The organism is Mesorhizobium sp. FG116 (genome assembly GCF_057809835.1).
Genome location: NZ_JBMDKS010000003.1, coordinates 1 through 24398, shown reverse-complemented (window position 1 = coordinate 24398; position 24398 = coordinate 1). Strand labels below are relative to the sequence as shown.

The following is a 24398-nucleotide window of genomic DNA, read 5'->3' as shown; positions in this document are numbered from 1 at the left end:
GTCTCCTGAAACTGGGAACCGGTTTCGGGATAAAGACATGCATAAAATCAACGAGCTAAAGCGTGCAAAGCGAATCTGAAAGATCGCGACACGCTTTAGCCAATCAAGCGGCTTGAGCCATTCGCTCGTTGTTCATGCGGTAGGAAATCGCTTCCGCCAGATGAATGCGGCCGACTGTTTCGCTGCCATCGAGGTCGGCCAATGTGCGGGCGACTTTCAACACGCGATGATAGGCTCGGGCCGAGAAACCCAGCTTTTCGCTGGCGTCGTGCAACAGCGCGAGGCCAGCCGTATCGGGCATCGCAATTTCCTCGATCAGCGCCGGCGGACACTGCGCATTGGTGGCCGCACTGCCGATGCCCAGCCGCTCGAACCGCTCGCGTTGCAATGTCCGGGCCATGGCCACTCGCTCGGCGACGGCGGCACTGGTTTCGGCCTTGCCGGGGCGGATGAGGTCCGCTGCCGAGACGGCCGGGACCTCGATCCTGAGATCGATGCGGTCGAGCAGAGGTCCGGAGATGCGCGCTTGATAGTCTGTGCGGCAGCGCTCGCCGCGTGCGCACCGGTAGCCAGGTTCACCGGCCATGCCGCACCGACACGGATTCATCGCCGCGACCAGCTGGATACGCGCCGGATAGGTGACGCGGTGATTGGCCCGCGCGATCATGCATTCGCCGGTTTCGAGTGGCTGGCGCAAGGCGTCGAGCGTCTGCGGCGAGAACTCCGGGAATTCGTCGAGGAACAGGACACCGTGATGGGCGAGCGACACTTCGCCCGGGCGAGCGCGTAGTCCACCGCCGACCATCGCCGCCATCGAGGCCGAATGATGCGGCGAGCGGAACGGCCGCCGGTCCGTCAACCTTCCCTCGGCCAATTCTCCCGCGACCGAGGCGATCATCGAGACTTCCAGGAGCTCCTTTGGCACCAATGGAGGCAGGATCGACGGAAGGCGCTGCGCCAGCATCGACTTGCCGGAACCGGGCGGACCGACCATCAGGAGGTTGTGCCCTCCGGCGGCCGCGACTTCGAGCGCGCGCTTGGCGCTCTCTTGCCCTTTGATGTCGGCAAGGTCTGGCAGATCATTGGGAGCAGCGCGAACACCTGCCTCTGGCCGCGACAGGACTTGTGTGCCGCGAAAATGATTGGCGATCGCAATCAGGCTGCGTGGGGCAAGGATATCGATATCGCTGCCCGCCCATGCGGCTTCCGGCCCGCATGCATGGGGGCAGATCAAACCCTTGCCATCCGCGTTGGCGCCGATCGCAGCCGGCAGTGCGCCTGCAACGGCAGCGATGGTGCCATCGAGAGACAGTTCACCAAGCACCACATACGCCGCCAGCATGTCGCCGGGAATGGCGCCGAGTGCCGCCATAAGCCCGAGCGCGATCGGCAGATCGTAGTGGCTGCCTTCCTTCGGAAGATCGGCTGGCGCGAGGTTGACGGTAACCTTCTTTGCCGGCATCGACAGGCCCGACGCGTGAAGGGCTGCCTGCACTCGTTCCCGGCTCTCGGCTACTGCCTTGTCCGGCAACCCCACGATAGACATGCCGACCTTGCCGGGTGCCACCATGACCTGAACATCGACTGGAACGGCCTCAATCCCCTGAAAGGCCACTGTGCGAATACGTGAAACCATCATGCCCCCGAAACGCCTCGTACCCGCGCGATGGCAGACACTTTTGACGCCCCATCTGGAAGCAAATCACAGCCGCTCGATCAAATCAAGAACATTTAGTGAACAATCTAAAGCATAGGCTGCAATTCGGTTGTGTAGAGTTGCAGAAGCGGAACAAACGACCGTTTGCGCAGCATTTTAGGGGCGCTTTGCTTCGACTGCATCCCAGAACAACGCCGCGATGTCAGCACCGCCGAAGCGCTTCACTTCGCGGATACCGGTAGGGGAGGTGACATTGATCTCGGTCATGTAGTCGCCGATGACGTCGATGCCGACGAGGATGAAGCCGCGGTCTCTCAAGGATGGCCCAATCTCCTGGCAGATTTCGCGCTCGCGCTTGGTAAGTTCCGTCTTTTCGGCTCGGCCGCCGACATGCATGTTTGAGCGCGATTCCGATTCCGCCGGCACACGGTTCACAGCGCCGACCGGCTCGCCGTCGATGAGGATGATGCGCTTGTCGCCGGCGCGCACTTCCTTCAGGTAGCGCTGGACGATGAACGGCTCACGAAACAGTTGCGAGAACATTTCAAGCAGCGATGCGAGGTTGCGATCCGCCTCGTGCAGATGGAAAATTCCGGCGCCGCCATTGCCATAGAGCGGCTTGACGATGATGTCGCCGAACTCCTTGCGGAAGGCAGCTACTTCCCTCGGATCCTTGGTGATCAGGGTTTCCGGCATCAAGTCCGCAAACTCGGTGACGAAGATCTTTTCCGGGCTGTTGCGTACCCATGCCGGGTCGTTGACCACCAGCGTCTTCGGGTGAATGCGTTCCAATATGTGCGTGGTCGTGATGTAGTTCATGTCGAAGGGCGGATCTTGCCTCAGCAAGACCACGTCCATCTCCGAAAGATCGGTGCGCACAGGTTCGCCGAGCGAGAAGTGGTTGCCCTTCTCGTCGCGCACGGTCATCTCCTCGACACGTGCAAAGACCTTGCCGTTGGCGAGCGTCAGCCGGTCAGGCGTGTAGTGGTAGAGCGTGTGGCCTCGCCGCTGTGCCTCAAGGGACAATGCAAACGTCGTATCGCCGGCAATCGACACGGTGGAGATATGGTCCATCTGGACGGCGATCTTGAGCGGCATTGCAAAGGCTCTCCGAAGTCATGACGCGTGTCATATAAGGGACTTGCCGCAGCCTGCCAATGCGGTTGCCCAGGCCGTCACCGACAGACATGGAATGTCAGGAAATCGGTGTCGGATCATCCATGCTCCGCGCAGGAAATCATTCTCCCAAGATACGTTTCCTAAAGAGTTTCATGCCACTGTCGGCCCATACTTTGCGTTAGAACAGGAAAACCGATGCAAACGCCGTTTAGCACCGGGCAAATAAGCAGGGACGGCAGCGACCTGGCCTTTACCGATGCGTTGACCGGGCTGGGCAATCATCGCCGTTTTTTCGACAAGGTGGACCGGCTGATCAGCGACCGGGCCGACGATCCGGCGCCGTTTGCAATCGGCATACTCGATCTCGACGGCTTCAAGCCGATCAACGACCTTTTCGGCCACAAGGCCGGCGACGACATCCTCGCGCAGGTGGCGATGCGCCTGCGCGCGTCGATGGACAGCTATTCGACGGTCTGCCGTATCGGCGCCGATGAATTCGCTTTTCTATACCCGATGGTCTTCAGCGAGGAAGCCGCCGCAGAGCGTGCGCGCATGCTGATCGAGATACTGTCGGCGCCCTACGATGTCGGCGAACGAACCGCACGCCTTTCGGCCTCTACGGGTTGCTCGCTGTTCTACTCCGGCGATGAAACCACGGAAATTCTCATTAACAAGGCTGAGACCGCGCTCTACCACGCCAAGCGCTCGGGCCGAGGGCAAGTCGTCGTCTATACACGTGAGATGGAAGAAGCCGCCAAGCGCGTGACGCGCATTGAGCAGGCCTTGCGGCGTGCGGTTTCTGGTGGAGAGGTGGAGCCGCATTTCCAGCCAATCGTCGATCTCCATACGCGCCGCACGATCGGCTTTGAAACGCTTGCGCGCTGGACAGATCGCGATCTCGGGCCGGTCTCGCCCGTCGTCTTCATTCCAATTGCCGAGGAACGCGGCATTATTGGACCCCTGTCGCAGCTGGTGCTGCGCAAGGCGACGGAAGCGGCAAGGAACTGGCCGAAGGATTTGTTCCTGTCCTTCAATCTGTCACCCTCGCAGCTGGTCGATCAGAACACCGGACTCCATATTCTTTCCATTCTTGACCGGACAGGTTTCGATCCGCGCAGGCTGGAGGTTGAGATTACGGAAACCGGCCTGATGAACGACCCCGCTTCGGCCGAAAAGATCGTCGACGATTTGCGACGGGTCGGCATCCGTGTAGCGCTTGATGATTTCGGCACTGGCCAATCGTCGCTTGGCCGCTTGCGTGAGTTTCATTTCGACAAGTTAAAGATCGACCGCGCGTTCGTCTCCTCTATTCTGGACGATCGACCGTCCGAGCATATCATCCGTGCCATCCTCGCCATGTGCGAGGGGCTTGGCATGGATGTCGTCGCGGAAGGCATTGAGGAGGAAGCTCAAGCCGCCCGACTTGTCGAGTTCGGATGCGGTGGCGGGCAGGGTTTCCTGTTCGGCAGGCCGGTCGATGCGGATGCCACGCTGGGATATCTGCGGGATCAGTTTCGGGGCGCACAACGCGCCGCCGGACTCTAACGCCGAATTGCTGCCCGACTTCTCTTTTGTCTGACAAAATAACCGAAATTCGATATTTGCGCTTGCCCATATGTGGCTGATGGATAGGATGCGCCGCCGACAAAAGCGAAATCGGCGGAAAGGTCTCGCACATGATGCCATCGGCGCGCTTCGCCGATCTCGAAGGTGCCTCCGTGCTCATCACGGGCGGCGGTTCTGGAATTGGCGCCAAGCTGACCGAAGGCTTTGTCCTGCAGGGCGCCAAAGTGGCGTTCATCGACATTGCCGATGGGCCGAGCCTGGCGCTGTGCGATGAACTCCACCGCACAGCCGGCACGCGACCGCTTTACCTGAAGGCCGATCTTCGAGACATCGAGGCCCTACGTGGCGCGGTGGCAAAGGCGGCGTCTGCTCATGGGCCGGTGACGGTGCTGGTCAACAACGCCGCCAACGATGTTCGCCATGCCGTGGAAGAGGTCACGCTCTCGGATTGGGATGACAATCAGGCGGTCAATCTCAGGCCATATTTCTTCGCGGCTCAGGCCGTGCTCGACGGAATGTTCGAGGCGGGCCGCGGCAGCATCGTCAACTTCACGTCAACCTCGTTCATGCTGAACATCGGCGACATGCCGGCCTATACGGCGGCCAAGGCTGGCATCATCGGCCTGACCAAGGCGCTGGCCGGGCGCTATGGTCAGAACAACATCCGGGTCAACGCCATCGCGCCGGGCTGGGTAATCACCGAGCGTCAACGTGACTTGTGGGTGACGGAAGAAAAACTCGACGCCCATATCGCCCGCCAGTCCATTCCAAGGATGATGCTTGCCGACGACATGGTGGGTCCTTGCCTGTTCCTGGCCTCTGACGCTTCGGCCATGCTGACCGCACACACATTGATCGTCGATGGAGGTATGCTGTGAGCGCTGTTCCGTCCATCGCGGCCGTTGACTGGGGAACGACCCGGCTTCGCATCTGGCTGCTTGATGCAGACGGCAATGTTGTTGGCGAGCGGCGTGGCGATGACGGCCTCATCTCTGCTCGGGAGAAGGGCTTCGCGGATGTGCTGGAAAGCCATCTCGCCGAGCTTGGTGCACAGCCGGCACTGCCTGTTGTGATCTGTGGCATGGCAGGGTCGCGGCAAGGTTGGGTCGAGGCGCCCTATGTCGATACACCGGCGCCGATCACGGCAATTCTCGAAGGTGCGGTACGCGTCGTCGGAACGGCTCGCGACATTCGCATCGTGCCGGGTCTTGCCCAAAGGGCGGCAGGGTTTCCGGACGTCATGCGCGGGGAAGAGACGCAGCTTGCCGGCGCGGAGTTGTCCACTTCAGGACGACATCTGGTCTGCATGCCGGGCACCCATTCCAAATGGGTCGAGGTGGAGGACGGTGCTGTTGCCAGCTTCGGGACATGGCCGACCGGTGAGCTTTATTCTGTACTCGGCGCACATTCCATCCTGCGCCATTCGCTGGGTGAAAACCCGGCATCGGTTGCCGCCGAAAGCCCCTTCTTCCGCGATTGGTGTTTGTCCGCCCTCAATGAGGGTGGCGATATCACATCCAGCTTGTTTGCAATCCGCGCGGCAGGACTCCTGCATGGCCTGCAGCCGGGCGATGCCGCAGCTTGCCTCTCCGGGCTGTTGATCGGCGGTGAGATTGCGTCCGCCCGTCGCCGCTACCGGCACACGAGCGCGCCGGTTGTGCTGATCGTCTCAGGTTCGCTGGGTAAGCTCTATACGGCCGCTCTTCGCATTGCCGGCATTCCGGTCACCGAAATCGATGCCGATCAGGCCGTACGCTCCGGGCTGTTCGAGGCAGCGCGGCAAAATGGAATGGTTGCTTCCAAAGGAGCTACTGCATGACGCAGACCGCACCGTTTCCATCCCTGAAGCGTGGCCTGGTCGCTATTCTGCGCGGCTTGAGGCCCGAGGAGGCGATTGAAATCGGCCGCGTCGTTTATGAGGCCGGTATCCATGCGATCGAAGTGCCGCTGAACTCGCCCGATCCATTCACGTCAATCGCCAGCCTGGTTTCCGCGCTGCCGGAAACCGCGCTGGTGGGGGCGGGCACGGTGCTGACGCCGGCCGATGTCGATAAGCTCGCCAAGGCCGGTGGACGCCTGCTGGTCAGCCCCAACATCGACGCTGCTGTCATGGGCCGCGCCGCCTATCACGGCGTGGTGACGATGCCGGGCGTGTTCACTCCAACGGAGGCTTTCCAGGCCATCAGGCTCGGTGCTTCCGCGCTGAAGTTCTTCCCCGCCAATGTGCTTGGCGCGACAGGCATTGCAGCAATGCGGGCGGTGCTTCCGCGCGAGGTGAAAGTAGGTGCCGTTGGCGGCGTCTCGGAGAAGGACTTTTCTACCTATCTCGCCGCGGGAGTTTCCGTGTTTGGACTTGGCTCCAGCCTGTTCAAACCCGGCATGCGGCCCGACGAGGTGGGCGAACGGGCACGCGCGGCCGTGGCCTGCTGGGACGCGGCAACGAGAGCTGCCTGATGGAACATGTCGGCGTCTCCATCCTTTCCGATCATGCGTGCGAGCTTGGCGAAGGCCCAACCTATGACCCGCACAGAGACGTCTTGTTCTGGTTCGATATCGTCAACGGCAAGCTGATCGAACAGGCTTTGTCCGGTGGCCCCGCCAAAGTTCACGCGCTCGGCCAGATGGCCAGTGCACTTGCCGTCATTGACGATGGCCGGCAACTCATCGCCACGGAAACCGGGCTACATGTGCGCGATATCGCTACGGGAAAGCTGGCGCTGCATACGCCGCTCGAGGCCGACAATGCCGTGACCCGTTCCAACGACGCACGCGTGCATCCAAGTGGTGCGTTTTGGGTCAGCACCATGGGCAAGAAGGCTGAGACAGGGGCCGGTGCGATCTACTGGTTCTTCAAGGGAGAGTTGCGAACGCTGTTTTCTGGTCTGTCCATCCCGAACTCAATTGCCTTCTCGGCTGACGGAGCTGTCGCATATTTCACCGATTCCGCGACCGGCTTCATAATGCGGACAGCCTGCGATCCGGGCACTGGCGTGCCGGTCGGTGAGCCGATGGTTTTTGCTGACCGAGGCGGCGGAACCGGCGACCATGATGGTGCGGTCGTGGATCTCGACGGCACGCTGTGGAATGCCCGTTGGGGGGAAGGCCGCATTACAGCCTACGGGCAGGATGGCAAACTGCTGCGCTCCATTGCTACGCCGGTTGGGCAACCGACTTGCCCAGCTTTCGTCGGCAAAAATGCCGATCGGCTGGCCGTTACTTCGGCGTGGGCGGGTCTCGATGAGCGCCAGCGCGCCTCGCAGCCGGATGCCGGCAAGACCTTCCTGCTCGACTTGCCTGTACGGGGCCGCTTCGAACCGCATGTCCTGATCTGAATTTTGTCGAAGCGGCGTCGATGCCGTGTCGGTTTCCTCGCAAACACGCATCGTCGGGGATGCCAGATTGCGAGACGGTTTCGAAAGCATTCCAGGACCATTTGCCATGCCTGCTGCCACACTTTTCCTTGTCCATGAACCTGAGGCTGCGTGTGTAAAACGGTTGCTTGGCGAGGGGTTTGACAAGGCCCATGCTGCAGAGATTTCTTCCTATCTGGCACAGTCAACCGATCTTGCCGAGGAACTCGACGACATTGCCAAAGCCTGCGATGCGCTTGGGCTGAACTTCCGCCCCGTCGAGCTTGACGACGCCTCCGTTGCCATGGCTGACCAGGACCCGAAGCAGAGTTTGGTCTGGACGCTGACCGATGGCATTGCCTATTTTCGAGGCGGTGCCGCGCCCGCGTTGGCGCGCCTCAACGGCTTGCGAACCATCGGCGCGGACGACTCCCTGTTTGCGCTTTGTCAGGACAAATTCCGCTCCGGCGCAGTGCTCGGCGCGCTTGGCTTGCCCGTGCCGCAGGCCGGCTTGGCCCGCAACGGCGAGTGGCTGGTCGAGCCGCCGCCGTCGGCCAGCGGCTGGTTCGTGAAACCGAACCGTCTCGGTGCAAAGATCGGCATCTGGTCGGATTCCCACTGCCGGGACCTTGCCGGCGCGCTTGAGATTAGCCGGCGTATTTTCAGCGCCTATCGGGACGACGCGCTGGTTCAGCCTTATGTGCCGGGCCGAAATGTCAGGGCAAGCTTCCTCGGGTTGGACCGGAATACCGGCGTTGAGGCTCTTGGCATTTCGTTTGTCGATTCCGGAGCGGATTTCCAGACCATGAGCGACAGCCTCGCCCTCTACGGGGAAACCGGCGACACCGCCAAAACCCAAGGTACATATGTCGAGCCGTTGCTTGAAGCGGTCATCGAGGGCCAACCCAATGCCGATCGCAGGATACGGCAACTGGCCAGCAAGCTGATGCAAGGCCTTGGTCTGCGCGACGTCTTCTCGATCGACCTGCGCGTGGAGGCGGACGACACCTTGCACCTGATTGAATTTGAGGTCTGCCCGGGCCTTCCCTGCTTCGACTTCCGCTCCTACTGCCGTACCCAATGGCATTTGAGCTTGCCCGAAGCGATTGCCAAAACGGCCGCAAATCGCCTGATCGATAGCGGTTCGAAACCGATCTGAACCCCGCCGAACGCAGTTCGCAAAATGCCCGTTGCCGCGCCGAAAACGGACGGATATGGTTGAAGGAAATCGAGGTTGTGGCTCTGCGTTACCACACCTCGAAGCCACTTCTGATCGGCCAACAACAACAGGGAACACGAACATGATGATGGATAAGATTGCGCTTCGCTCTCGTCTGTGGCTGGCCGGTGCGGCCATGTCGGCGATACTCGTTGGAGCCATGCCGGCCTTCGCAGTCACGCCTGCCGATACGCTGGTCGAAGGTTTTGCAATTGACGACATCATCACCATGGATCCCGGCGAAGCTTTCGAGCTTTCGACCGCAGAGGTGACCGGAAACACGTACGATCTTCTCGTCCGTCTCGATCTGGCCGACACGTCTCAGGTCAAGGGTGATTTGGCCGAAAGCTGGACTGTTTCCGACGACGGCCTGACCTACACTTTCAAGCTGAAGCCGGGCATGAAGTTCGCCTCCGGCAATCCGATTACTGCCGACGACGTAGCATGGTCGTTCGAGCGGGCGGTCAAGCTCGACAAGAGCCCGGCTTTCATCTTGTCGCAGTTTGGTTTGAACGGTGAAAACGTAGCCGAAAAGGCCAAGGCTGCCGACGAGACGACTTTTGTCTTCACCGTGGACAAGGCCTACGCGCCGAGCTTCGTGCTGAACTGCCTGTCGGCGACGGTTGCTTCGGTGGTCGACAAGAAGACCGTTCTCGAGCACGTCAAATCGGTAACGCCGAGCGACGACTACAAGTTCGACAACGACTTCGGCAACGACTGGCTGAAGACCAACTCAGCCGGCTCCGGTGCGTATAAGCTGCGCGAATGGCGCGCCAACGAAGCCGTCGTCATGGAGCGCAACGACAACTACCACGGCGACAAGGCCAAGCTTGCCCGCGTCATCTATCGTCATATGAAGGAAAGCTCCGGCCAGCGTCTGGCGCTCGAGGCCGGTGATATCGACGTGGCCCGCAACCTCGAGCCGAACGATCTCGAGGCAGTCGCCAAGAATACCGATCTCAAGACGACAAGCGCGCCCAAGGGCACCGTCTACTACATCAGCCTCAACCAGAAGAATCCGAATCTTGCCAAGCCGGAAGTGCGACAGGCATTCAAGTATTTGGTCGACTACGATGCGATTGGCTCTACCCTGATCAAGGGCATTGGTGAAATTCATCAGTCGTTCCTGCCAAAGGGCGATCTGGGCGCGGTCGATGACAACCCGTTCAAGCTGGACGTGGCCAAGGCCAAGGAATTGCTCGAAAAGGCCGGGCTGAAGGACGGCTTCAATGTCACCATGGATGTGCGCAACACGCAGCCCGTGACGGGTATTGCCGAGTCGATCCAGCAGACGGTCGGCCAGGCAGGCATCAAGCTTGAGATCATCCCCGGCGACGGCAAGCAGACGCTGACCAAGTACCGTGCCCGCAATCACGACATATACATTGGCCAGTGGGGCCAGGACTATTTCGATCCCAATTCGAACGCCCAGACCTTTGCCAGCAACCCCGACAATTCGGACGAGGGCAAGAGCAAGACGCTGGCATGGCGCAATGCCTGGGACGTGCCGGAACTGACCAGGAAGACTGAGGCGGCGCTGCTCGAAAAGGACTCGACCAAGCGAGCCGACCTGTACAAGGAACTGCAGAAGACGATCCTTGACGAGGGTCCGTTTGTCGTCATTTTCCAACAGACCGAAGTTGCCGGCTTGCGGGCCAACCTCAAGGACTTCAAGCTTGGTCCGAGCTTCGACACCAACTTCGTCGGTCAGATTTCGAAGGAATAGCTGAAAAGGGCGCCTCGCGTGAGCGTGGCCGAACTTGAAGCGACGGCGCGTCGACGGCGCGCCGTTACCATTGGGGCGTCGGTTGGGCGCTTTCTCGTCATTGCTGCGACGACCTATCTCGGTCTGCTCGCGGTTACGTTCTTCATTGGTCGAGTTATTCCGATCGATCCTGTCCTGGCTGTGCTGGGTGACCGGGCGCCGTCGAACGTCGTCGAGCGGGTGCGGCGCGAAATGGGTCTTGACCTGCCGCTGATCCAGCAATTCTACATCTATCTGAAGAGCGCCCTGAGCGGCGATTTCGGTACGTCCGTGCTCACGACCAATCCGGTTATGACGGACATACGCCGGGTATTTCCGGCGACCATCGAGTTGGCGACGCTGGGAACGATCATCGGCTCGGTCGTAGGTATTCCGCTTGGTGTTCTGGCGGCGGTCAAACGCGGCAGCCTCATCGACCAGATCGTGCGCATCGTCGGCCTTGTCGGCTATTCGGTGCCGATCTTCTGGCTCGGCCTGCTTGGACTGGTGCTGTTTTATGCGCAATTGCAGTGGGTAGCCTACCCCGGGCGCATCGATATCGTTTTCGAATACACATTCTCGCCAATCACCGGCTTTTATCTGCTCGACGCGGCATGGCAGGGGCAATGGGACGTGTTCTGGGACCTGTTGCGTCACATCATCCTGCCGGCCTCGCTGCTCGGCTATTTCTCGCTGGCTTACATCAGCCGCATGACCCGCTCCTTCATGTTGAACGAGCTGTCGCAGGAATACATCGTCGCGGCGCGGGCCAAGGGCCTGTCTGAAACACGCATCATCTGGGGGCACGCGCTGCGCAATGCCGCCGTTCCGATGGTGACTGTCATCGCCTTGTCCTACGCAGGCCTTCTGGAAGGTTCGGTGCTGACCGAAACGGTATTCTCCTGGCCCGGCATCGGCCTCTACATCACCAATTCGCTGCAGAATGCCGACATGAACGCCGTGCTTGGCGGCACCATCGTCATTGGCTCGGTCTTCATCGGCATCAACCTGCTTTCGGATCTGCTCTATCGCATGCTCGATCCAAGGACGAAGGACGAATGAGCACCGTTGCCGAAACACGACGCGAATGGCTCTTGTCGGAGCGGCCAGCTTCGCGCATGCAGGCCCGGCTCGGACGCGCCTATGTCACTTGGCGACGGTTCTCGGCCAACCGGCTGGCGATGGTGGGCCTGTTCATCATCGTGGCGCTCATTGTCGTTGCGGCGCTGGCCGATGTGCTGGCTCCGTATTCGCCGACCATCGGTGATTTGAAGAATGCACGGTTGCTACCGCCCAGTGCGCAGCATTGGTTCGGCACCGACGATCTTGGCCGCGATATCCTTTCGCGCATCATCCATGGGTCGCGCTGGACATTGTTCGTGGTTGTGCTGGTTGCGATCATCGCCGCGCCGATCGGGCTTCTTGTCGGAACGGTGGCAGGATATGCCGGCGGCTGGATCGATGCCGTCCTGATGCGCATCACCGATATCTTTCTTGCCTTCCCGAAGCTTGTTCTGGCGCTGGCCTTCGTTGCCGCCCTTGGACCGGGCATCGAAAATGCGGTGTTGGCGATTGCCGTTACCTCCTGGCCGCCTTATGCGCGCATCGCCCGTGCAGAGACGCTGACTGTGCGCAATTCCGACTACATCAAGGCGGTGCAACTGATGGGGGCTTCGCCTCTGCGCATCGTGTTGCGCCACATCATGCCGATGTGCATTTCTTCGCTCATAGTCAGGGTCACGCTCGACATGGCCGGCATCATCCTGACTGCCGCTGGCCTGGGCTTTCTTGGCCTTGGCGCGCAGCCGCCCTTGCCGGAATGGGGTGCCATGATCGCCTCCGGACGCCGCTTCATCCTCGACCAATGGTGGGTGGCCGGCGCTCCCGGTTTTGCGATCCTGATCGTAAGCCTCGGCTTCAACCTTTTGGGCGACGGCCTGCGCGACGCGCTCGACCCAAGGAGCGGCGACCAATGAGCGTGCTGCTTGAGGTTGAAGACCTGCGCGTGACGTTCCCGACCCGAACCGGCGTTGTCGAAGCGGTGCGGGGCGTATCGTTCTCGCTTGGGCGGGAACGATTGGGGATTGTTGGTGAGTCCGGATCCGGCAAGTCGCAGACCGGCCGGGCCATCATGGGCCTGACACCGCCGCAGGCACGCGTCTCTGCGGCCAAGCTCTCTTTCGACGGTCTCGACCTGATGTCGTTGCCCGGGAAGCAGCGGCGCGCCCTGCGCGGCAATCGCATCGCCATGATCCTGCAGGATCCGAAATATTCGCTCGATCCCGTCATGACCATAGGGCGGCAGATCATGGAGACCTTGCGTACCCATGAGAAAGTGACCAAGACCGAAGCGCGGGAGCGTACGCTGCAGATGCTGGAGGCGGTCCAGATCCGCGATCCGAAGCGCGTCTTCGACCTGCATCCGCATGAAGTGTCGGGCGGCATGGGCCAGCGCGCGATGATCGCCATGATGCTCATTGCAGAACCGGAACTGATGATTGCCGACGAGCCGACCTCGGCGCTCGACGTCACGGTGCAGCTTGATGTTCTCAACATTCTCGACCGGCTCGTTGCCGACCGCGGCATGGGCCTGATCTTCATCTCGCATGACCTGCGCCTGGTTTCATCCTTCTGCGACCGGGTCATCGTCATGTATGCCGGCAAAGTTGTCGAGGAACTGAAAGCCTCCGACCTTGGCCGCGCCGAACATCCCTACACCCGCGGCCTGCTCGACTGTATGCCGAGGATCGACGCAGACCGCCACCCATTGCCGGTGCTTGATCGCAAGCCGGAGTGGGCGGCATGACCTCCATGCTGCGCGTCGATCAACTGAACGTGGTGTTCGACCGTTTTCAGGCTCTGCGCGGCGTCAGTCTGGATGTTGCCCAAGGGGAATCTTTTGGACTTGTCGGAGAATCCGGCTCCGGCAAATCGACGCTGCTGCGCGCCATTGCCGGTCTTGTTCCGGTTGCGTCTGGCACGATTGCCGTTGGCGGCCAGAAGCTCGGCAAAAAGCGCGATAAGGCATTTTATCGCAAGGTGCAGATGGTGTTCCAGGACCCCTACGGTTCCCTGCATCCACGCCAGACGGTCGACCGCCTGCTGCAGGAGCCGCTCGCCATCCACGGCTTCTCTGATGGCGAGCAGCGCATCCGCCGGGCGCTGGACGAGGTCGGCCTCGGCTCCGGTTTCCGCTTCCGCTATTCGCACCAGTTGTCGGGCGGCCAACGCCAGCGCGTGGCGATTGCGCGCGCGCTGATCGTGGAGCCCTCGATCCTTTTGCTTGACGAGCCGACCTCGGCACTCGACGCCTCGGTTCAGGCAGAGGTGCTCAACCTACTCGAACAGGTGCGGCGCGACCGCGAATTGACCTTCCTGATGGTCAGTCACGACCTCGCCGTCATCGCCCATATGTGCGAACGGTTGATGGTGATGCAGAACGGCGAGGCGGTTGAAAGCCTCGCCGCAACTTCCTTGGCTAAGCGCGATGTCTGTCAGGACTACACGCGCCGATTGCTCAAGGCGAGCGAAGGGTTCGTGCGCGCTTAGCGTCTACATCCGCAGCCGCGTTCTGTTCGTCTCCGGCATCGGTACCACCAGCTTGCGATAGAGGTGCCATGTGGAATGCCCCAGCACAGGCAGCACCACGGCCAGCCCGACCAGAAGCGGGATGGTGCCAATGACCAGCCCGACCGCCACGATCACGCCCCATAGCAGCATCGGTCCGGGGTTTGCCATCATAGCGCGGGCCGAAGTCACGATGGCGGCGTAGGCACCCACATCACGGTCAAGCAGCAGCGGAAAGGCGACGACCGTCGTGCTGAGGACGATCAGCGCGAACAGGAAGCCGAGGCCGTTGCCAAGTATGATGAGGGCCCAGCCGCGCCGGGTCGTCAGTACGTCTTCGACAAAGCCCATGAAGGAAGCTGGCGCCGAGTTGCCATAGAGGTGCGTGTAGAGCGTCTGGGCCGTCACCATCCAGACCGCGAAAAGTACCACCAACATTATTCCGATGACAATGATCGCTGGCATGGCTGGCGATTTCCTGACATCGAAGGCGCGTCGCCACGATGTGTCCAGATGCTGTTCACGGCGGCGGCTGATCTCATAAAGGCCGATTGAGGCGAACGGACCGAGCAAGGCAAAGCCGGTCATCAGCGGATAGATGAGTTGAAGCGCATTTCCGCCGGAGGTCCAGCTTATGAGGAAACCGCCAACGATCGGGTAGATCAGGCACAGGAAGACATAGTGCGAGGGCTTGTCCCAGAAATCCTCGATGCCGCGATTGAGCGCGTCGAAAACATCCGACATGCCAATCCGTCGGATTGCTGGATATTGTACGGTGCTGCCGGCTCCGGCCGCGTAGACATGGAAATTTGCCATGACCATTCCTCCGATCGGTTTCGGGCCGGTCGCGGCTATGGATTGGTCGGCGTGACTGGTCACGCCAATCCGCAACCTGCCCCGTGGACAATCATACTATCTGTGGTTCGTTTTGTCGCCCTTGGATGCGATTGCTGTATTGGTAGCTGCTGCGCGGATTGCCGATCTGCCTGAACCCATTACCTTAGCGCACGAATATTCGAGGTTTCATTGCATGAACGATCCTGTCGCGCACGGCATTCACCACGTCACGCTGATCACGCGGAACGTGCAGAAGAATGTCGATTTCTATGCGGGATTTCTCGGTCTGCGCCTTGTCAAGCGCACGGGCGGCTACGAGGACGCCACCCAGCTTCACCTCTTTTATGGCGACCGCCTCGGATCGCCCGGTTCGCTGGTCACATTTCTGGTATGGGAAGACGGCGCGCCGGGTCGCGTCGGCAATGGCCAGGTTTCTGAAATCGCCTTTGCGGTGCCACAGGCAAGCCTTGGTGAGTGGATGACGCGTGCCTTGAGCCACGGTGTATCCTTCGAGGGACCGTCGCGCGAATTTGGCGAACCGCTGCTGCGACTGAAAGACTCCGATGGCATCATTGTAAAGCTCGTCGGTATCGACCTTCCCTCGGCCGAACCATGGGGCGATGCAGCTATAGCGCCACGACGGTTGCGCGCGGTGACGATACTGACCGAGACACCCGAGGAGACAGGGTCTTTCGTCGAGCGATTTGGCTATCGACCGGGGCCACGTTCCGAGAACACGCAGCGGATGTTTTCCGACACGGATGTGGTCGATATACGGGATGCAACGGGATATGTCGCGGGAATTCCCGGCACCGGCACTGCCGATCACGTTGCCTTCCGCGCTGCGGATGTGGCGGCAGTCCGGTCGGCGGAAGCAGATTTTTCGAGGCTCAATTCGTCGCCGACGAACTTCCACGACCGCAACTATTTCACCTCGCTCTATGTGCGGGAGCCGGGAGGGACGCTGTTCGAACTGGCAACCGACAAGCCGGGTTTTGCCATTGATGAAGCGCCGGAACGGCTTGGCGAGACGCTGATCGTGCCGCCACATGACGAGGCGCAGGCCGAAGATCTCAAGATAATGCTGCCGCAGTTTGCCATGCCGGGTGAACCCCGGCTGCCGCAGCGCGACCTGCCGTTCGTGCATCGCTTCTATACGCCGGACAATCCGGATGGCAGCACGATTGTGCTTTTGCACGGCAGCGGAGGAACCGAGGCCGACCTGATGCCGCTGGCTCACCGCGCCTCGCCGCGAGCGACGCTGCTGGGCGTGCGTGGGCGAAGCCATGAGGAAGGAACCGCCCGCTGGTTTCGCCGCCACACGGCAACGACATTCGATCAGGCCGACATTCGCTCTGAGGTCGAGGCTTTCGCGGCCTTCGTGGAAGGGGCCATCGCAGGGTACGGCCTTGATGCAGCCCGCATGACTTTTCTCGGCTTTTCCAATGGAGCGAATTTCGCCGCATCCGTGATGGCGCTTTATCCGGAAACCATTCGCAAAGCTGCCTTGCTGCGCGCCATACCGGTGTTGGAAGAACTGCCCAAGCAAGATCTTACCGGCGCTCGCGTGCTGATGGTGACGGGATCGCAGGATCCCTTTGGCAAACTTGCTCCGGTATTGGCTAACTGGCTTGCCGAGTGCGGCGCCGATCTGGATGACCGCAAGATCGATGCAGGACACGATCTTGCTCCCGGCGACACCGAAATCGTCCGTGAATGGATCGGCGCTCACAGCTAAGGCTAGAACTGGCTTCCTTGCCGGCATGGAGCTCGACGGCAGCCGCAATGAAATGCGCAATGTCAGCTTCCATTTACCTCGAACTGGTAAAGCGTGAGGCTTCACCCACCGACCACGGGGCTGACAGTGCCGGATCTCGCAGACCCATCCCATGATGTAAAGCCCGTACAGGTGCGATTGCACCACTTCATGGGTGTCGAGATTGAGTTGGGGCCGGATGTGCTTGTTCCACGCGAAGAGACCGAACTGCTTGGCAAGAATGCGGTGTCGATCCTTGGCCGGATCGAAGGCGCGCCTGTCGTTGTGGATATGTGCTGCGGCTCGGGCAATCTGGCTGTTGCCATCGCCTGCCATTGCCTTGAGGCGCGTATATGGGCGGCCGACCTTACCGACAGCACTGTCGCTTTGGCGCGCTCGAACGTCCTGCGCCATTCACTTGCCGATCGGGTGGCAGTGCGTCAGGGGGACCTGTTTGAGGCGATAGAGCCCGATAGGCTGAAGGGGACGGTCGACATGGTCGTCTGCAACCCCCCTTACATCTCAACGTCCCGTCTTGAAAATGAGAGCGCTCACCTGCTGAACAGCGAGCCGCGCGAGGCGTTCGATGGCGGCCCATATGGCATCTCCATCCTGCAACGGATGATCAGGGAGGCCGTGGACTACCTCAAACCGGATGGATGGTTGCTTTTCGAGTTCGGGGAAGGGCAGGATCGTCAGGTCGCAGCGCTGTTGGCGCGAAGCAAGGCATATGACGAGCCGAAATTTGCTCTTGCGGATGGCAAGCCGCGTGTTGCCATTGTGAATAAACGTGCGGTTTCTGGGCTTTCGGAGACGATGGCTTGAGCCGGGTTCGCGCGCTTGAAGAAGCCGATCTTCCAGCCGTTGCCGGGATGTTTCAACGCGTGTTGCGTAAGAAGCCGTCGCCTGCGCCGGCATCGCTTGCCGACTATATGCGCCGCTTTTATCTTGATGCGCCAGGATGCGGCGAAGGGATCAACTCGCTCGTCCATGTCGATGATGCGGGCAGCGTGTCCGGCTTCGTAGGTGCGCATGTGCTGCCGATGACCTTCAATGGTCGAAAACTGCGCGCCGCGATCTGCGGGTCGCTGATGGTTTCCAATCCCGAAGCCGACCCGATGGCAGGCGCGCGGCTGCTCAAGGCATTTCTCGACGGTCCGCAAGACCTCTCGTTCAGCGAAACCGCGAATGATGTTGCAACGCAGCTCTGGACCCGTTTGCGCGGCGTGACGCTGCCGCAATACAGCCTCGACTGGGTGCGTGTTATCCGGCCTTTGGGATTTGCAGCCAGCCTCGCAGCTAGCCGCATTGGCGTGGTGCGGGTTTTTTCTCCGCTGGCTTCGGCCATCGATGGGCTCCACAACCGCCGCATAAAGCCTGGCACGCGTAACTGGTCAGGGGTAGCCGCTGGTCAGCTTGGGCCGACATCGTTGCAGGTATCGCAAATCGCGAGCAAGGAATTTGCCCAGCTTCTGGAGCCTTTGACCAATCATTTCGCCCTCAGGCCGGATTGGGAAGCAAGCGCACTCGACTGGATTTTCACCGATGCCGGGCAGAAGCTGGATTGGGGCGAACTTGTCTTTGCCTCGGTAGCTACGCCATCGAGAAGCGTGGTGGGCGCTTTCGCCTACTATGCGAAGCAGGGCGCAATCGGACGCGTGCTTCAGCTTCTGGCACGGCCTGGCCAAGCGGGCCATGTCGTCGATTGCCTTGTCGATCATGCAACGGCGCGCGGCGTGTGCGGTCTACGTGGTCGTACGCAGCCGTTGCTCATGGAAGCGATGCTGCCGCGGCGCATTGCGTTCGTGCCGGTCGCCTCGACGGTTGTCCACGCGCGCGACGAGGAATTGCTGAAGGCGATGACCGGATCGCAGGCTTTCCTGAACGGTATCGCAGGCGAACAGTGGAGCAGGCTGATCGGCGGGCGCTTTGGCTGATACGCCGCGACTACTGCGCCCGATCAACCCCCGATCTCTTCGACCTTTGAAATCAGTTGCGGGCCAAGGTGCAGATAGCGCGTTGCCTTGCGCTTTGCCGTGATGTCCGCCCAAACCCGCTCGACTTGCTCGGCGGTCAGTCCTGCTGCCTGGCCGACTACCTCCGCACCCATGCCGTTGTTAAGGCCGTGGAGGCATAGGTCCATGCGGTCGTAGGGCAGCGAGAAATAGAATTCCTCTTGCGTCTGCGCGAGCGAATAGGTGTCGGTCGTTGGCGGGCGCTTGCGGATTTCTTCCGGGATGCCGAGGTGCGCGGCAAGGGCATAGACCTGCGTCTTGTAGAGATGGGCGATCGGCTTCACGTCTGCCGCGCCATCGCCGTTCTTGACGAAGAAACCCTGGTCGTATTCGAGCCGGTTCGGCGTGCCGATGACTGCGAAATTCAAGCGGTCGGCATGGAAATATTCGATCTGCTTGCGCGTTCGCTGCTTCATGTTGGTGGCTGCGACGATGCCGAGATATACGGCAGGCGGCATGCGCAGTTTTGTCTGCCGGCCTTGCGGGTCCTGAACCACCAGCGATGAAATGTTGTAGCCTTCGCCTTCGAGCGCGTTCGCAATCACAATCTTCGACGCCCAGCCGGGACCATAGTCCGGAACAAGCTCACGGATGAAGGAATCGCGGCGTTCGTAGCAGCCCATCGCGCGCAAGGTCGCGCCTATATCTTCAACCGTTGCCTCGACACCGAATGTGTCGGCAACGAGCCGACCTAGCCGAAGGCTTTCCGGGTCTGAATCATCTTCCGGCATGAAGATGCAGAATACGTTCTTTGCCCCTACGGCGCGCACGGCCAAGGCCAGTGACACGCTCGAATCGATGCCGCCCGACAGCCCAAGCACCAGGCCGCGCTTGCGCATGGCGCGCAATTGCTCACGCAGGCCGGCTGCGATGCGGTCGATTTCCGCTTCCGCGTCGAATGCAAGCAACGCAGATGAATCGACGCTCATTGAACGATCTCCACGGATTCCGCCGCCAGCCGACGGCTGATCTTTCCCGTCTCGGTTTTCGGCAACTCGGAACGAAACTCGATGGACTTGGGCACCATGAAATCCTCGAGATGTTTGGCGCAGTGGCGAATGATGTCCTTTTCGCTCAACGCAGGATCCGACAGCACGACAAGGGCGCTGATCGCCTGCCCAAGCACCGCATCAGGCAAGCCGACGACGACTGCCTCCGCGATGCCGGGATGCGCATGAAGCACCGCCTCGACCTCCTTCGGGGCGACCTTTTCGCCGCGCGTCTTGATGATGTCGTCCTTGCGCCCGACAAAATAGAGGAAGCCATCCTTGTCGGTCTTGAACAGGTCCCCGGTGTGGAGGACCTTTTCCCAAGCATTCGGACCGGGTCGGAGCATGCGTTGGGTTGCGGCTTCGTTGCGCCAGTAGCCCTGCATCACATGCGGCCCGCGAATGACCAGTTCGCCCGCGACATCGGGCGCGGCCCGGTTGCCGTTTTCATCGACGACGAAAGCCTCGGTGTTTGGAATGGCGATGCCGACCGATCCGGGCCGCCGGTCCAGCTCTTCCGGTGGCAGATAGGTGCAGCGCTTGCATTCGGTCAGGCCGTACATTGAATAGAGTTGCACGCCGGGGAAAAGCGATCGCATCCGCTCGATGTGGGCAACAGGCAGGGCGGCGGCAGTGTTGGTGATGTAGCGCAGGCTGGGTAAGAAGCCCGGCTGAAGGTCACGCATCTGCAGGATCATCGCCGCCATTGTCGGCACCAGCGGCAGGCCGGTGACGCCCTCTTCCCGGATGCGGTCGAAGATCGCTTGCGGAAACGCGAATGATTTTTCAAGGACCAGCGTGGCGCCCATCCGGACCGCCATCAAGAGCTGATAGAGGCCGTAGTCGAAGGCCAGCGGCAGGACGTTGAGGATGACGTCGTCCGGCGTGTTTCTCAGATAGGTCGTGATCGAGTCCGAAGCCGCATCGCAATTGCGATGTGACATCATCACGCCCTTGGGTCGGCCGGTGGAACCCGACGTGTAGATCAGCATGGCGAGGTCGACATCGATGCCGTGATGGTCGACCTCTCGTCGCTCGCTAGCTAGGCAATCCGTGAAGGAAACCGCACCCGCCGGAGACTGGCCGGAGGGGCCTGCCGTAGACGCCACGAAGATCGGGGCTTTTCCTGCAATCGCCTCGGCAACCACGGGCATCAGCTTTGCCTGGGTGAGGATGGCGGAGGCTTCACAATCTGCGAGGATGAAAGCCAGCTTGTCGGCCTTGGTGGAGGCGTTGATCGGGCTGAAGGTGGCGCCGGCTTTCATCACGGCGAAGATCGAAACGGCGGCTTCCCAGCAATTGTTCATGAAGACCAGGACGCGGTCGTCGCGTTTCACGCCATTTTTGACAAGGGCGCTGGCGAGCCGGCTGGAGAGATCGTCCAGTTCCTCATAGCGCAGCCTTCTGCGCTCGGTCACCAGAGCCACCTTCTGCGGATGGCTGGCGGCCTTGTCGATCAGAAACTGTTCGATGCGCAACGACGTATCCCCACAAATGCCGGATTATGCCGCGACCGACCCGGCACGCGTCTCGATGAAGGACGAGATGCGGGCAAGCGAATCGAGATTGGCGGGAACGATGTCGGCATCGTTCATGGAGATACCGAAATTGTCCTCGATGAAGGCGACCAGTTCCAGCACGGCGGTTGAATCGATGATGTCGTTTTCGATCAGCGAAGCGTCATCCGCCAACTGGTAGGACGTGTCGCCGAACAGGAAGTTCTCGACGATGAAGTTGCGGACCTTGTCCTTGATTGTCTCGGCCATGTGTTTCCCTTCTTTTGTCTCTCAAGCTGCCTGTTCAGCCCGCTTGCCGTTTTCGGCGAAATTCCGTTGCCACAATTGCGTCGACAGGATGCCGACGAAGGCGGCATTGTCGCGGAAGCCCGACACGGGCTGTGTGCTGCATTTTTGATGGAGCTTTGCCACAGCCTTGGCGTTGAACAGGCCATCTGCCGCGATGTTCTTCTCGCTCAGGCATTCGCGGACATAGTCGAGACTACCGCTGCCCATGAACGCCTGGCTGTCGGGCGCGCGGTAGGGTTGCTTGGTGCGATCGAGAATGCGGGGCGGAAGCAGGTTGCCGGCCGCCTTGCGCAACATGTGTTTTTCCACCAGCCCCTTCAGCTTCATTTCAGGCGGGAGGCGCGCGGCGAACTCGACGAGGCGATGGTCGAGGAACGGGAAACGGCCCTCTATGCCGTGCGCCATAGCCATGCGGTCGCCCTGGCTGGAGAGGATGTAGCCCGGCAGGAGGAAGCGGCTTTCCAGATACTGCGCCTGGTTGAGCGGATGCCATTGCGCAAAGGCATCGGGCAGGCGGCCGGCGAGTTCGTCTGCCGCATCGTAGCCCTTCAGGGTCTCGCGCAGGTCGCCCGAGAAAAAGATCTTGGCGGCGGACGTGGTCTTGAACCGTGGCCGGTGCGAAAACAGCGGGTCGTCGGGTGCGGCGTCGTTGGCGCCGAAGAATGCGGCGAGATACTCGACCGACTGCTGCTGCAAGCCCGGCAGGTAAGGGTAGAGCTTGCGGAACAGGTGCGGCCTGATCCGCGAGGCCGGCTGGCGGGCGCAGAAGCGGCGCACGCGCGCTTCCTTGAAGACATCGTAGCCGGCGAAGACCTCGTCTGCTCCTTCGCCCGTCAGGACCACTTTCAGCCCGGCGTCGCGGACCAGCCCGGACAGTTGAAAAAGCGGAGCAGGGGCGGTGCGGATGATCGGCCGTTCGGCGAAGCGGATCACCTCTGGAAAGACGCGCGCTATGTCGCCTTCGTGACAGGCAACCATTCGATGTTGAGTGCCAAGGGCGGCGGCCATCTCCTGCTGGTAGGCGCTTTCGTCGTGTTCGGCGCTGTCGAAGGTGACCGAGAACGTCTTGAGACCCTGCGGCGTCATGCCGGCGGCAAGTGCCGAGACCAGCGAGGAGTCCAGCCCGCCCGAAAGGTAGGAGCCGACGGGTACGTCGGCGCGCATGCGCAGTTTTACCGCGTCGGTCAGGAGTGCGCGTAACTCTTCAGCCGCCGCGGCTTCGCTGGCAATCGGCGGTGGCGCATCGCGATGCGGATAGTCGAGTTGCCAGTAGGTCCTGATGCTGGTTCGACCCTGCTCGACGATCATCAGCTTGCCGGGCTCGAGCTCATCGATGTTGCGGAAGGCGGTGCGCGGCGCGATGGGCGCCCACAGCGTGAAAATCTGGTCGAGCGCGATCGGGTCGAGTTCCGCCGTCGCACCCGGCACCTTGAGCAGCGCCTTGATCTCCGAGGCGAAATAGAGCGTTCCGTCCTTCTGGGTGTGGAAGAGCGGCCGTACGCCCATGCGGTCGCGGGCCAGCATCATGCGCCGGCGCCGCTGGTCCCACAGCGCGAAGGCGAAATCGCCGTTGAGACGCGACAGGCAGTCTTCGCCCATGACGTCATAGAGATGCAGGATGACTTCGGTATCGCTGGAGGTGCGGAAGCGCCGGCCCTTGGCCCGAAGCTCTTCGCGCAGCTCGACATAGTTGAAGATTTCGCCGTTGAAGGCGATGGTCAATTGCCCGGTTTCGTCCGACATCGGCTGCTGGCCGTCGCCCAGCCCGACGATCGAGAGCCGCGCATGGCCAAGTCCTGCGCCGGGCACGATGAATTTGCCCTGCTCGTCGGGACCGCGATGCGCAATCGCCGCGGTCATCTGCGTCAGCAGTGTGTCCGCGTCATGCACATGGCCGACGTAACCAGCAAAACCGCACATGTTTCGAGCGTTTAACCCAGCGCTTCACATTGAAAGATCGCGCCCAGCATAAGGGGCGAGAGACAATCATGCGTTACCCGTCTGGTTTCGCTTCACCTATGGTAAACGATCGGTTGGCTGGAGCGGGCAAGCGTTGAATGCGCCAGCATGAACCGCGACAAATGCGGGTCAAACAGGCCGGATTGAAAGGGTTTGCCTTGTCGACCCCGTTGGCAGTCGGGATCAGATGGTGCCCAGAAGAGGACTCGAACCTCCACGCCTCGCGGCACACGGACCTGAACCGTGCGCGTCTACCAATTCCGCCATCTGGGCTGGTGCGGGCTCATGTAAGCGGGCCGGTCCATGCTGTCAACGCGCTTTTTGAAAACTGCGCTTGGCTTGCCGGCTATCGTCGCACTTTATGGTTGCCACGCCCGGCTAAAGCCGTCTGGCCATTGTCAAAGAACTGACCTCATCTGAGAGGTCGGGAGGACGGGCGGCCGTTCGGTCGCTCGTTTAGTTAAGTAATGCGGCCTTGCGGCCGCCCGTCCGGTGGTCTTGCCTCACCGGGGGCAGCACTCACGCCGAAGGCCCCGATCAAGGCCCGGACTTGGGGGCTCATCACCCAGCCGCACACCGTTATGCGACCAATCCGGCACCGACGCCCTTCCCTGATACCCGGTGCGCACCAGGTCTCCCGCAAGGGCGATGGGGCTGAGTATGCGGCGGACGGCGAGGGCGTGGATAAGTGGGGTGAAGGTTTTTGTGAGAAGTAAGCAGGATCAAGGGGTTGGATTAAGGTCAACCTTTAACCGATCCTCATTCTGAGGCGCTTTTACACTGCCGCGATGTCACGGAATGGATCCCGGACATTC

At 61.0% G+C, this 24398-nt stretch carries 21 protein-coding genes and 1 tRNA gene; 14 read left to right on the top strand and 8 right to left on the bottom strand.

The genetic code is table 11. The features are described 5' to 3' along the window. Positions 1-103: 103 nt before the first annotated feature. Both ACODTY_RS03745 and gshB read right to left on the bottom strand, forming a co-directional pair. Positions 104-1636 carry a YifB family Mg chelatase-like AAA ATPase gene (locus ACODTY_RS03745; protein ID WP_488993162.1) on the bottom strand — a complete coding sequence of 511 codons (1533 nt, stop codon included), beginning with the start codon at positions 1634-1636 and terminating at the stop codon, positions 104-106. Positions 1637-1813: 177 nt separating this feature from the next. Further along, complete coding sequence (gene gshB / locus ACODTY_RS03740; RefSeq protein WP_488992949.1) at positions 1814-2755, bottom strand: glutathione synthase; 942 nt, start codon at positions 2753-2755, stop codon at positions 1814-1816. A 216-nt stretch (positions 2756-2971) separates the two neighbouring features. On the opposite strand from gshB, the gene ACODTY_RS03735 reads away from it, so the two are divergent. The 11 genes from ACODTY_RS03735 (at position 2972) to ACODTY_RS03685 (ending at position 14204) form a co-directional block, all read left to right on the top strand. Beyond that, the gene (locus tag ACODTY_RS03735; protein WP_488992948.1) at positions 2972-4321 is read left to right on the top strand and encodes a putative bifunctional diguanylate cyclase/phosphodiesterase; all 1350 of its coding nucleotides are present in this window, start codon (positions 2972-2974) and stop codon (positions 4319-4321) included. 131 nt (positions 4322-4452) lie between these two features. Next, positions 4453-5220, top strand: a complete 768-nt coding sequence (locus ACODTY_RS03730; RefSeq protein ID WP_488992947.1) for an SDR family NAD(P)-dependent oxidoreductase — start codon at positions 4453-4455, stop codon at positions 5218-5220. Then, positions 5217-6161, top strand: coding sequence for a 2-dehydro-3-deoxygalactonokinase (locus ACODTY_RS03725; RefSeq protein WP_488992946.1), 945 nt, complete (start codon positions 5217-5219; stop codon positions 6159-6161). The genes ACODTY_RS03730 and ACODTY_RS03725 overlap by 4 nt, the downstream gene beginning before the upstream one ends. Continuing rightward, positions 6158-6796 (top strand): 2-dehydro-3-deoxy-6-phosphogalactonate aldolase, encoded by a 639-nt coding sequence (locus ACODTY_RS03720; RefSeq protein ID WP_488992945.1) that lies wholly within the window; start codon positions 6158-6160, stop codon positions 6794-6796. The genes ACODTY_RS03725 and ACODTY_RS03720 overlap by 4 nt, the downstream gene beginning before the upstream one ends. Continuing rightward, the gene (locus ACODTY_RS03715) at positions 6796-7674 is read left to right on the top strand and encodes an SMP-30/gluconolactonase/LRE family protein (RefSeq protein WP_488992944.1); all 879 of its coding nucleotides are present in this window, start codon (positions 6796-6798) and stop codon (positions 7672-7674) included. The genes ACODTY_RS03720 and ACODTY_RS03715 overlap by 1 nt, the downstream gene beginning before the upstream one ends. 106 nt (positions 7675-7780) lie before the next feature. Further along, positions 7781-8851, top strand: coding sequence for a D-alanine--D-alanine ligase family protein (locus tag ACODTY_RS03710; protein ID WP_488992943.1), 1071 nt, complete (start codon positions 7781-7783; stop codon positions 8849-8851). Positions 8852-8993: 142 nt separating this feature from the next. Next, positions 8994-10637: an ABC transporter substrate-binding protein gene (locus ACODTY_RS03705; RefSeq protein WP_488992942.1), complete on the top strand. Its 1644-nt coding sequence runs from the start codon at positions 8994-8996 to the stop codon at positions 10635-10637. Between the two features lie 18 nt (positions 10638-10655). Continuing rightward, positions 10656-11717: an ABC transporter permease gene (locus ACODTY_RS03700; RefSeq protein ID WP_488992941.1), complete on the top strand. Its 1062-nt coding sequence runs from the start codon at positions 10656-10658 to the stop codon at positions 11715-11717. After that, positions 11714-12631 (top strand): nickel transporter permease, encoded by a 918-nt coding sequence (gene nikC, locus ACODTY_RS03695; protein WP_488992940.1) that lies wholly within the window; start codon positions 11714-11716, stop codon positions 12629-12631. The genes ACODTY_RS03700 and nikC overlap by 4 nt, the downstream gene beginning before the upstream one ends. Beyond that, positions 12628-13461, top strand: coding sequence for an ABC transporter ATP-binding protein (locus tag ACODTY_RS03690; protein WP_488992939.1), 834 nt, complete (start codon positions 12628-12630; stop codon positions 13459-13461). Before nikC ends, ACODTY_RS03690 begins: the two co-directional genes overlap by 4 nt. After that, a complete protein-coding gene (locus ACODTY_RS03685; RefSeq protein ID WP_488992938.1) occupies positions 13458-14204 on the top strand; it encodes an ABC transporter ATP-binding protein in 747 nt (248 codons plus the stop codon). The genes ACODTY_RS03690 and ACODTY_RS03685 overlap by 4 nt, the downstream gene beginning before the upstream one ends. Before the next feature lie 3 nt (positions 14205-14207). Here ACODTY_RS03685 and ACODTY_RS03680 read toward each other — a convergent pair whose 3' ends face one another. Continuing rightward, on the bottom strand, positions 14208-15038 hold the full coding sequence (locus tag ACODTY_RS03680) for a DUF2189 domain-containing protein (protein WP_488992937.1): 831 nt from the start codon (positions 15036-15038) through the stop codon (positions 14208-14210). 214 nt (positions 15039-15252) lie between these two features. On the opposite strand from ACODTY_RS03680, the gene ACODTY_RS03675 reads away from it, so the two are divergent. From ACODTY_RS03675 to ACODTY_RS03665, 3 genes are all read left to right on the top strand, one after another. Next, positions 15253-16797 (top strand): VOC family protein, encoded by a 1545-nt coding sequence (locus ACODTY_RS03675; protein WP_488992936.1) that lies wholly within the window; start codon positions 15253-15255, stop codon positions 16795-16797. A gap of 189 nt (positions 16798-16986) precedes the next feature. Further along, the gene (locus tag ACODTY_RS03670) at positions 16987-17640 is read left to right on the top strand and encodes a N5-glutamine methyltransferase family protein (protein ID WP_488993161.1); all 654 of its coding nucleotides are present in this window, start codon (positions 16987-16989) and stop codon (positions 17638-17640) included. Beyond that, positions 17637-18752 (top strand): hypothetical protein, encoded by a 1116-nt coding sequence (locus tag ACODTY_RS03665; RefSeq protein WP_488992935.1) that lies wholly within the window; start codon positions 17637-17639, stop codon positions 18750-18752. Before ACODTY_RS03670 ends, ACODTY_RS03665 begins: the two co-directional genes overlap by 4 nt. 23 nt (positions 18753-18775) lie before the next feature. Here ACODTY_RS03665 and nadE read toward each other — a convergent pair whose 3' ends face one another. From nadE to ACODTY_RS03640, 5 genes are all read right to left on the bottom strand, one after another. Further along, positions 18776-19759, bottom strand: coding sequence for an NAD(+) synthase (nadE, locus tag ACODTY_RS03660; RefSeq protein WP_488992934.1), 984 nt, complete (start codon positions 19757-19759; stop codon positions 18776-18778). Next, positions 19756-21297: a class I adenylate-forming enzyme family protein gene (locus tag ACODTY_RS03655; RefSeq protein WP_488992933.1), complete on the bottom strand. Its 1542-nt coding sequence runs from the start codon at positions 21295-21297 to the stop codon at positions 19756-19758. Before ACODTY_RS03655 ends, nadE begins: the two co-directional genes overlap by 4 nt. A 24-nt stretch (positions 21298-21321) precedes the next feature. After that, positions 21322-21585, bottom strand: coding sequence for an acyl carrier protein (locus ACODTY_RS03650; RefSeq protein ID WP_488992932.1), 264 nt, complete (start codon positions 21583-21585; stop codon positions 21322-21324). Positions 21586-21606: 21 nt separating this feature from the next. Beyond that, on the bottom strand, positions 21607-23544 hold the full coding sequence (gene asnB, locus ACODTY_RS03645) for an asparagine synthase (glutamine-hydrolyzing) (protein ID WP_488992931.1): 1938 nt from the start codon (positions 23542-23544) through the stop codon (positions 21607-21609). A 227-nt stretch (positions 23545-23771) separates the two neighbouring features. Beyond that, a tRNA-Leu gene (locus ACODTY_RS03640) sits at positions 23772-23856 on the bottom strand. Positions 23857-24398: the final 542 nt, after the last annotated feature.

Coding starts and splice junctions, on each gene's coding strand:
- ACODTY_RS03720 (WP_488992945.1), top strand. CDS start 6,158: ATGACGCAGACCGCACCGTTTCCATCCCTGAAGCGTGGCCTGGTCGCT.
- asnB (WP_488992931.1), bottom strand. CDS start 23,544: ATGTGCGGTTTTGCTGGTTACGTCGGCCATGTGCATGACGCGGACACA.
- ACODTY_RS03745 (WP_488993162.1), bottom strand. CDS start 1,636: ATGGTTTCACGTATTCGCACAGTGGCCTTTCAGGGGATTGAGGCCGTT.
- ACODTY_RS03715 (WP_488992944.1), top strand. CDS start 6,796: ATGGAACATGTCGGCGTCTCCATCCTTTCCGATCATGCGTGCGAGCTT.
- ACODTY_RS03705 (WP_488992942.1), top strand. CDS start 8,994: ATGATGATGGATAAGATTGCGCTTCGCTCTCGTCTGTGGCTGGCCGGT.
- ACODTY_RS03710 (WP_488992943.1), top strand. CDS start 7,781: ATGCCTGCTGCCACACTTTTCCTTGTCCATGAACCTGAGGCTGCGTGT.
- ACODTY_RS03680 (WP_488992937.1), bottom strand. CDS start 15,038: ATGGCAAATTTCCATGTCTACGCGGCCGGAGCCGGCAGCACCGTACAA.
- ACODTY_RS03730 (WP_488992947.1), top strand. CDS start 4,453: ATGATGCCATCGGCGCGCTTCGCCGATCTCGAAGGTGCCTCCGTGCTC.
- ACODTY_RS03685 (WP_488992938.1), top strand. CDS start 13,458: ATGACCTCCATGCTGCGCGTCGATCAACTGAACGTGGTGTTCGACCGT.
- ACODTY_RS03690 (WP_488992939.1), top strand. CDS start 12,628: ATGAGCGTGCTGCTTGAGGTTGAAGACCTGCGCGTGACGTTCCCGACC.
- ACODTY_RS03670 (WP_488993161.1), top strand. CDS start 16,987: ATGGGTGTCGAGATTGAGTTGGGGCCGGATGTGCTTGTTCCACGCGAA.
- ACODTY_RS03735 (WP_488992948.1), top strand. CDS start 2,972: ATGCAAACGCCGTTTAGCACCGGGCAAATAAGCAGGGACGGCAGCGAC.
- ACODTY_RS03675 (WP_488992936.1), top strand. CDS start 15,253: ATGAACGATCCTGTCGCGCACGGCATTCACCACGTCACGCTGATCACG.
- gshB (WP_488992949.1), bottom strand. CDS start 2,755: ATGCCGCTCAAGATCGCCGTCCAGATGGACCATATCTCCACCGTGTCG.
- nikC (WP_488992940.1), top strand. CDS start 11,714: ATGAGCACCGTTGCCGAAACACGACGCGAATGGCTCTTGTCGGAGCGG.
- ACODTY_RS03650 (WP_488992932.1), bottom strand. CDS start 21,585: ATGGCCGAGACAATCAAGGACAAGGTCCGCAACTTCATCGTCGAGAAC.
- nadE (WP_488992934.1), bottom strand. CDS start 19,759: ATGAGCGTCGATTCATCTGCGTTGCTTGCATTCGACGCGGAAGCGGAA.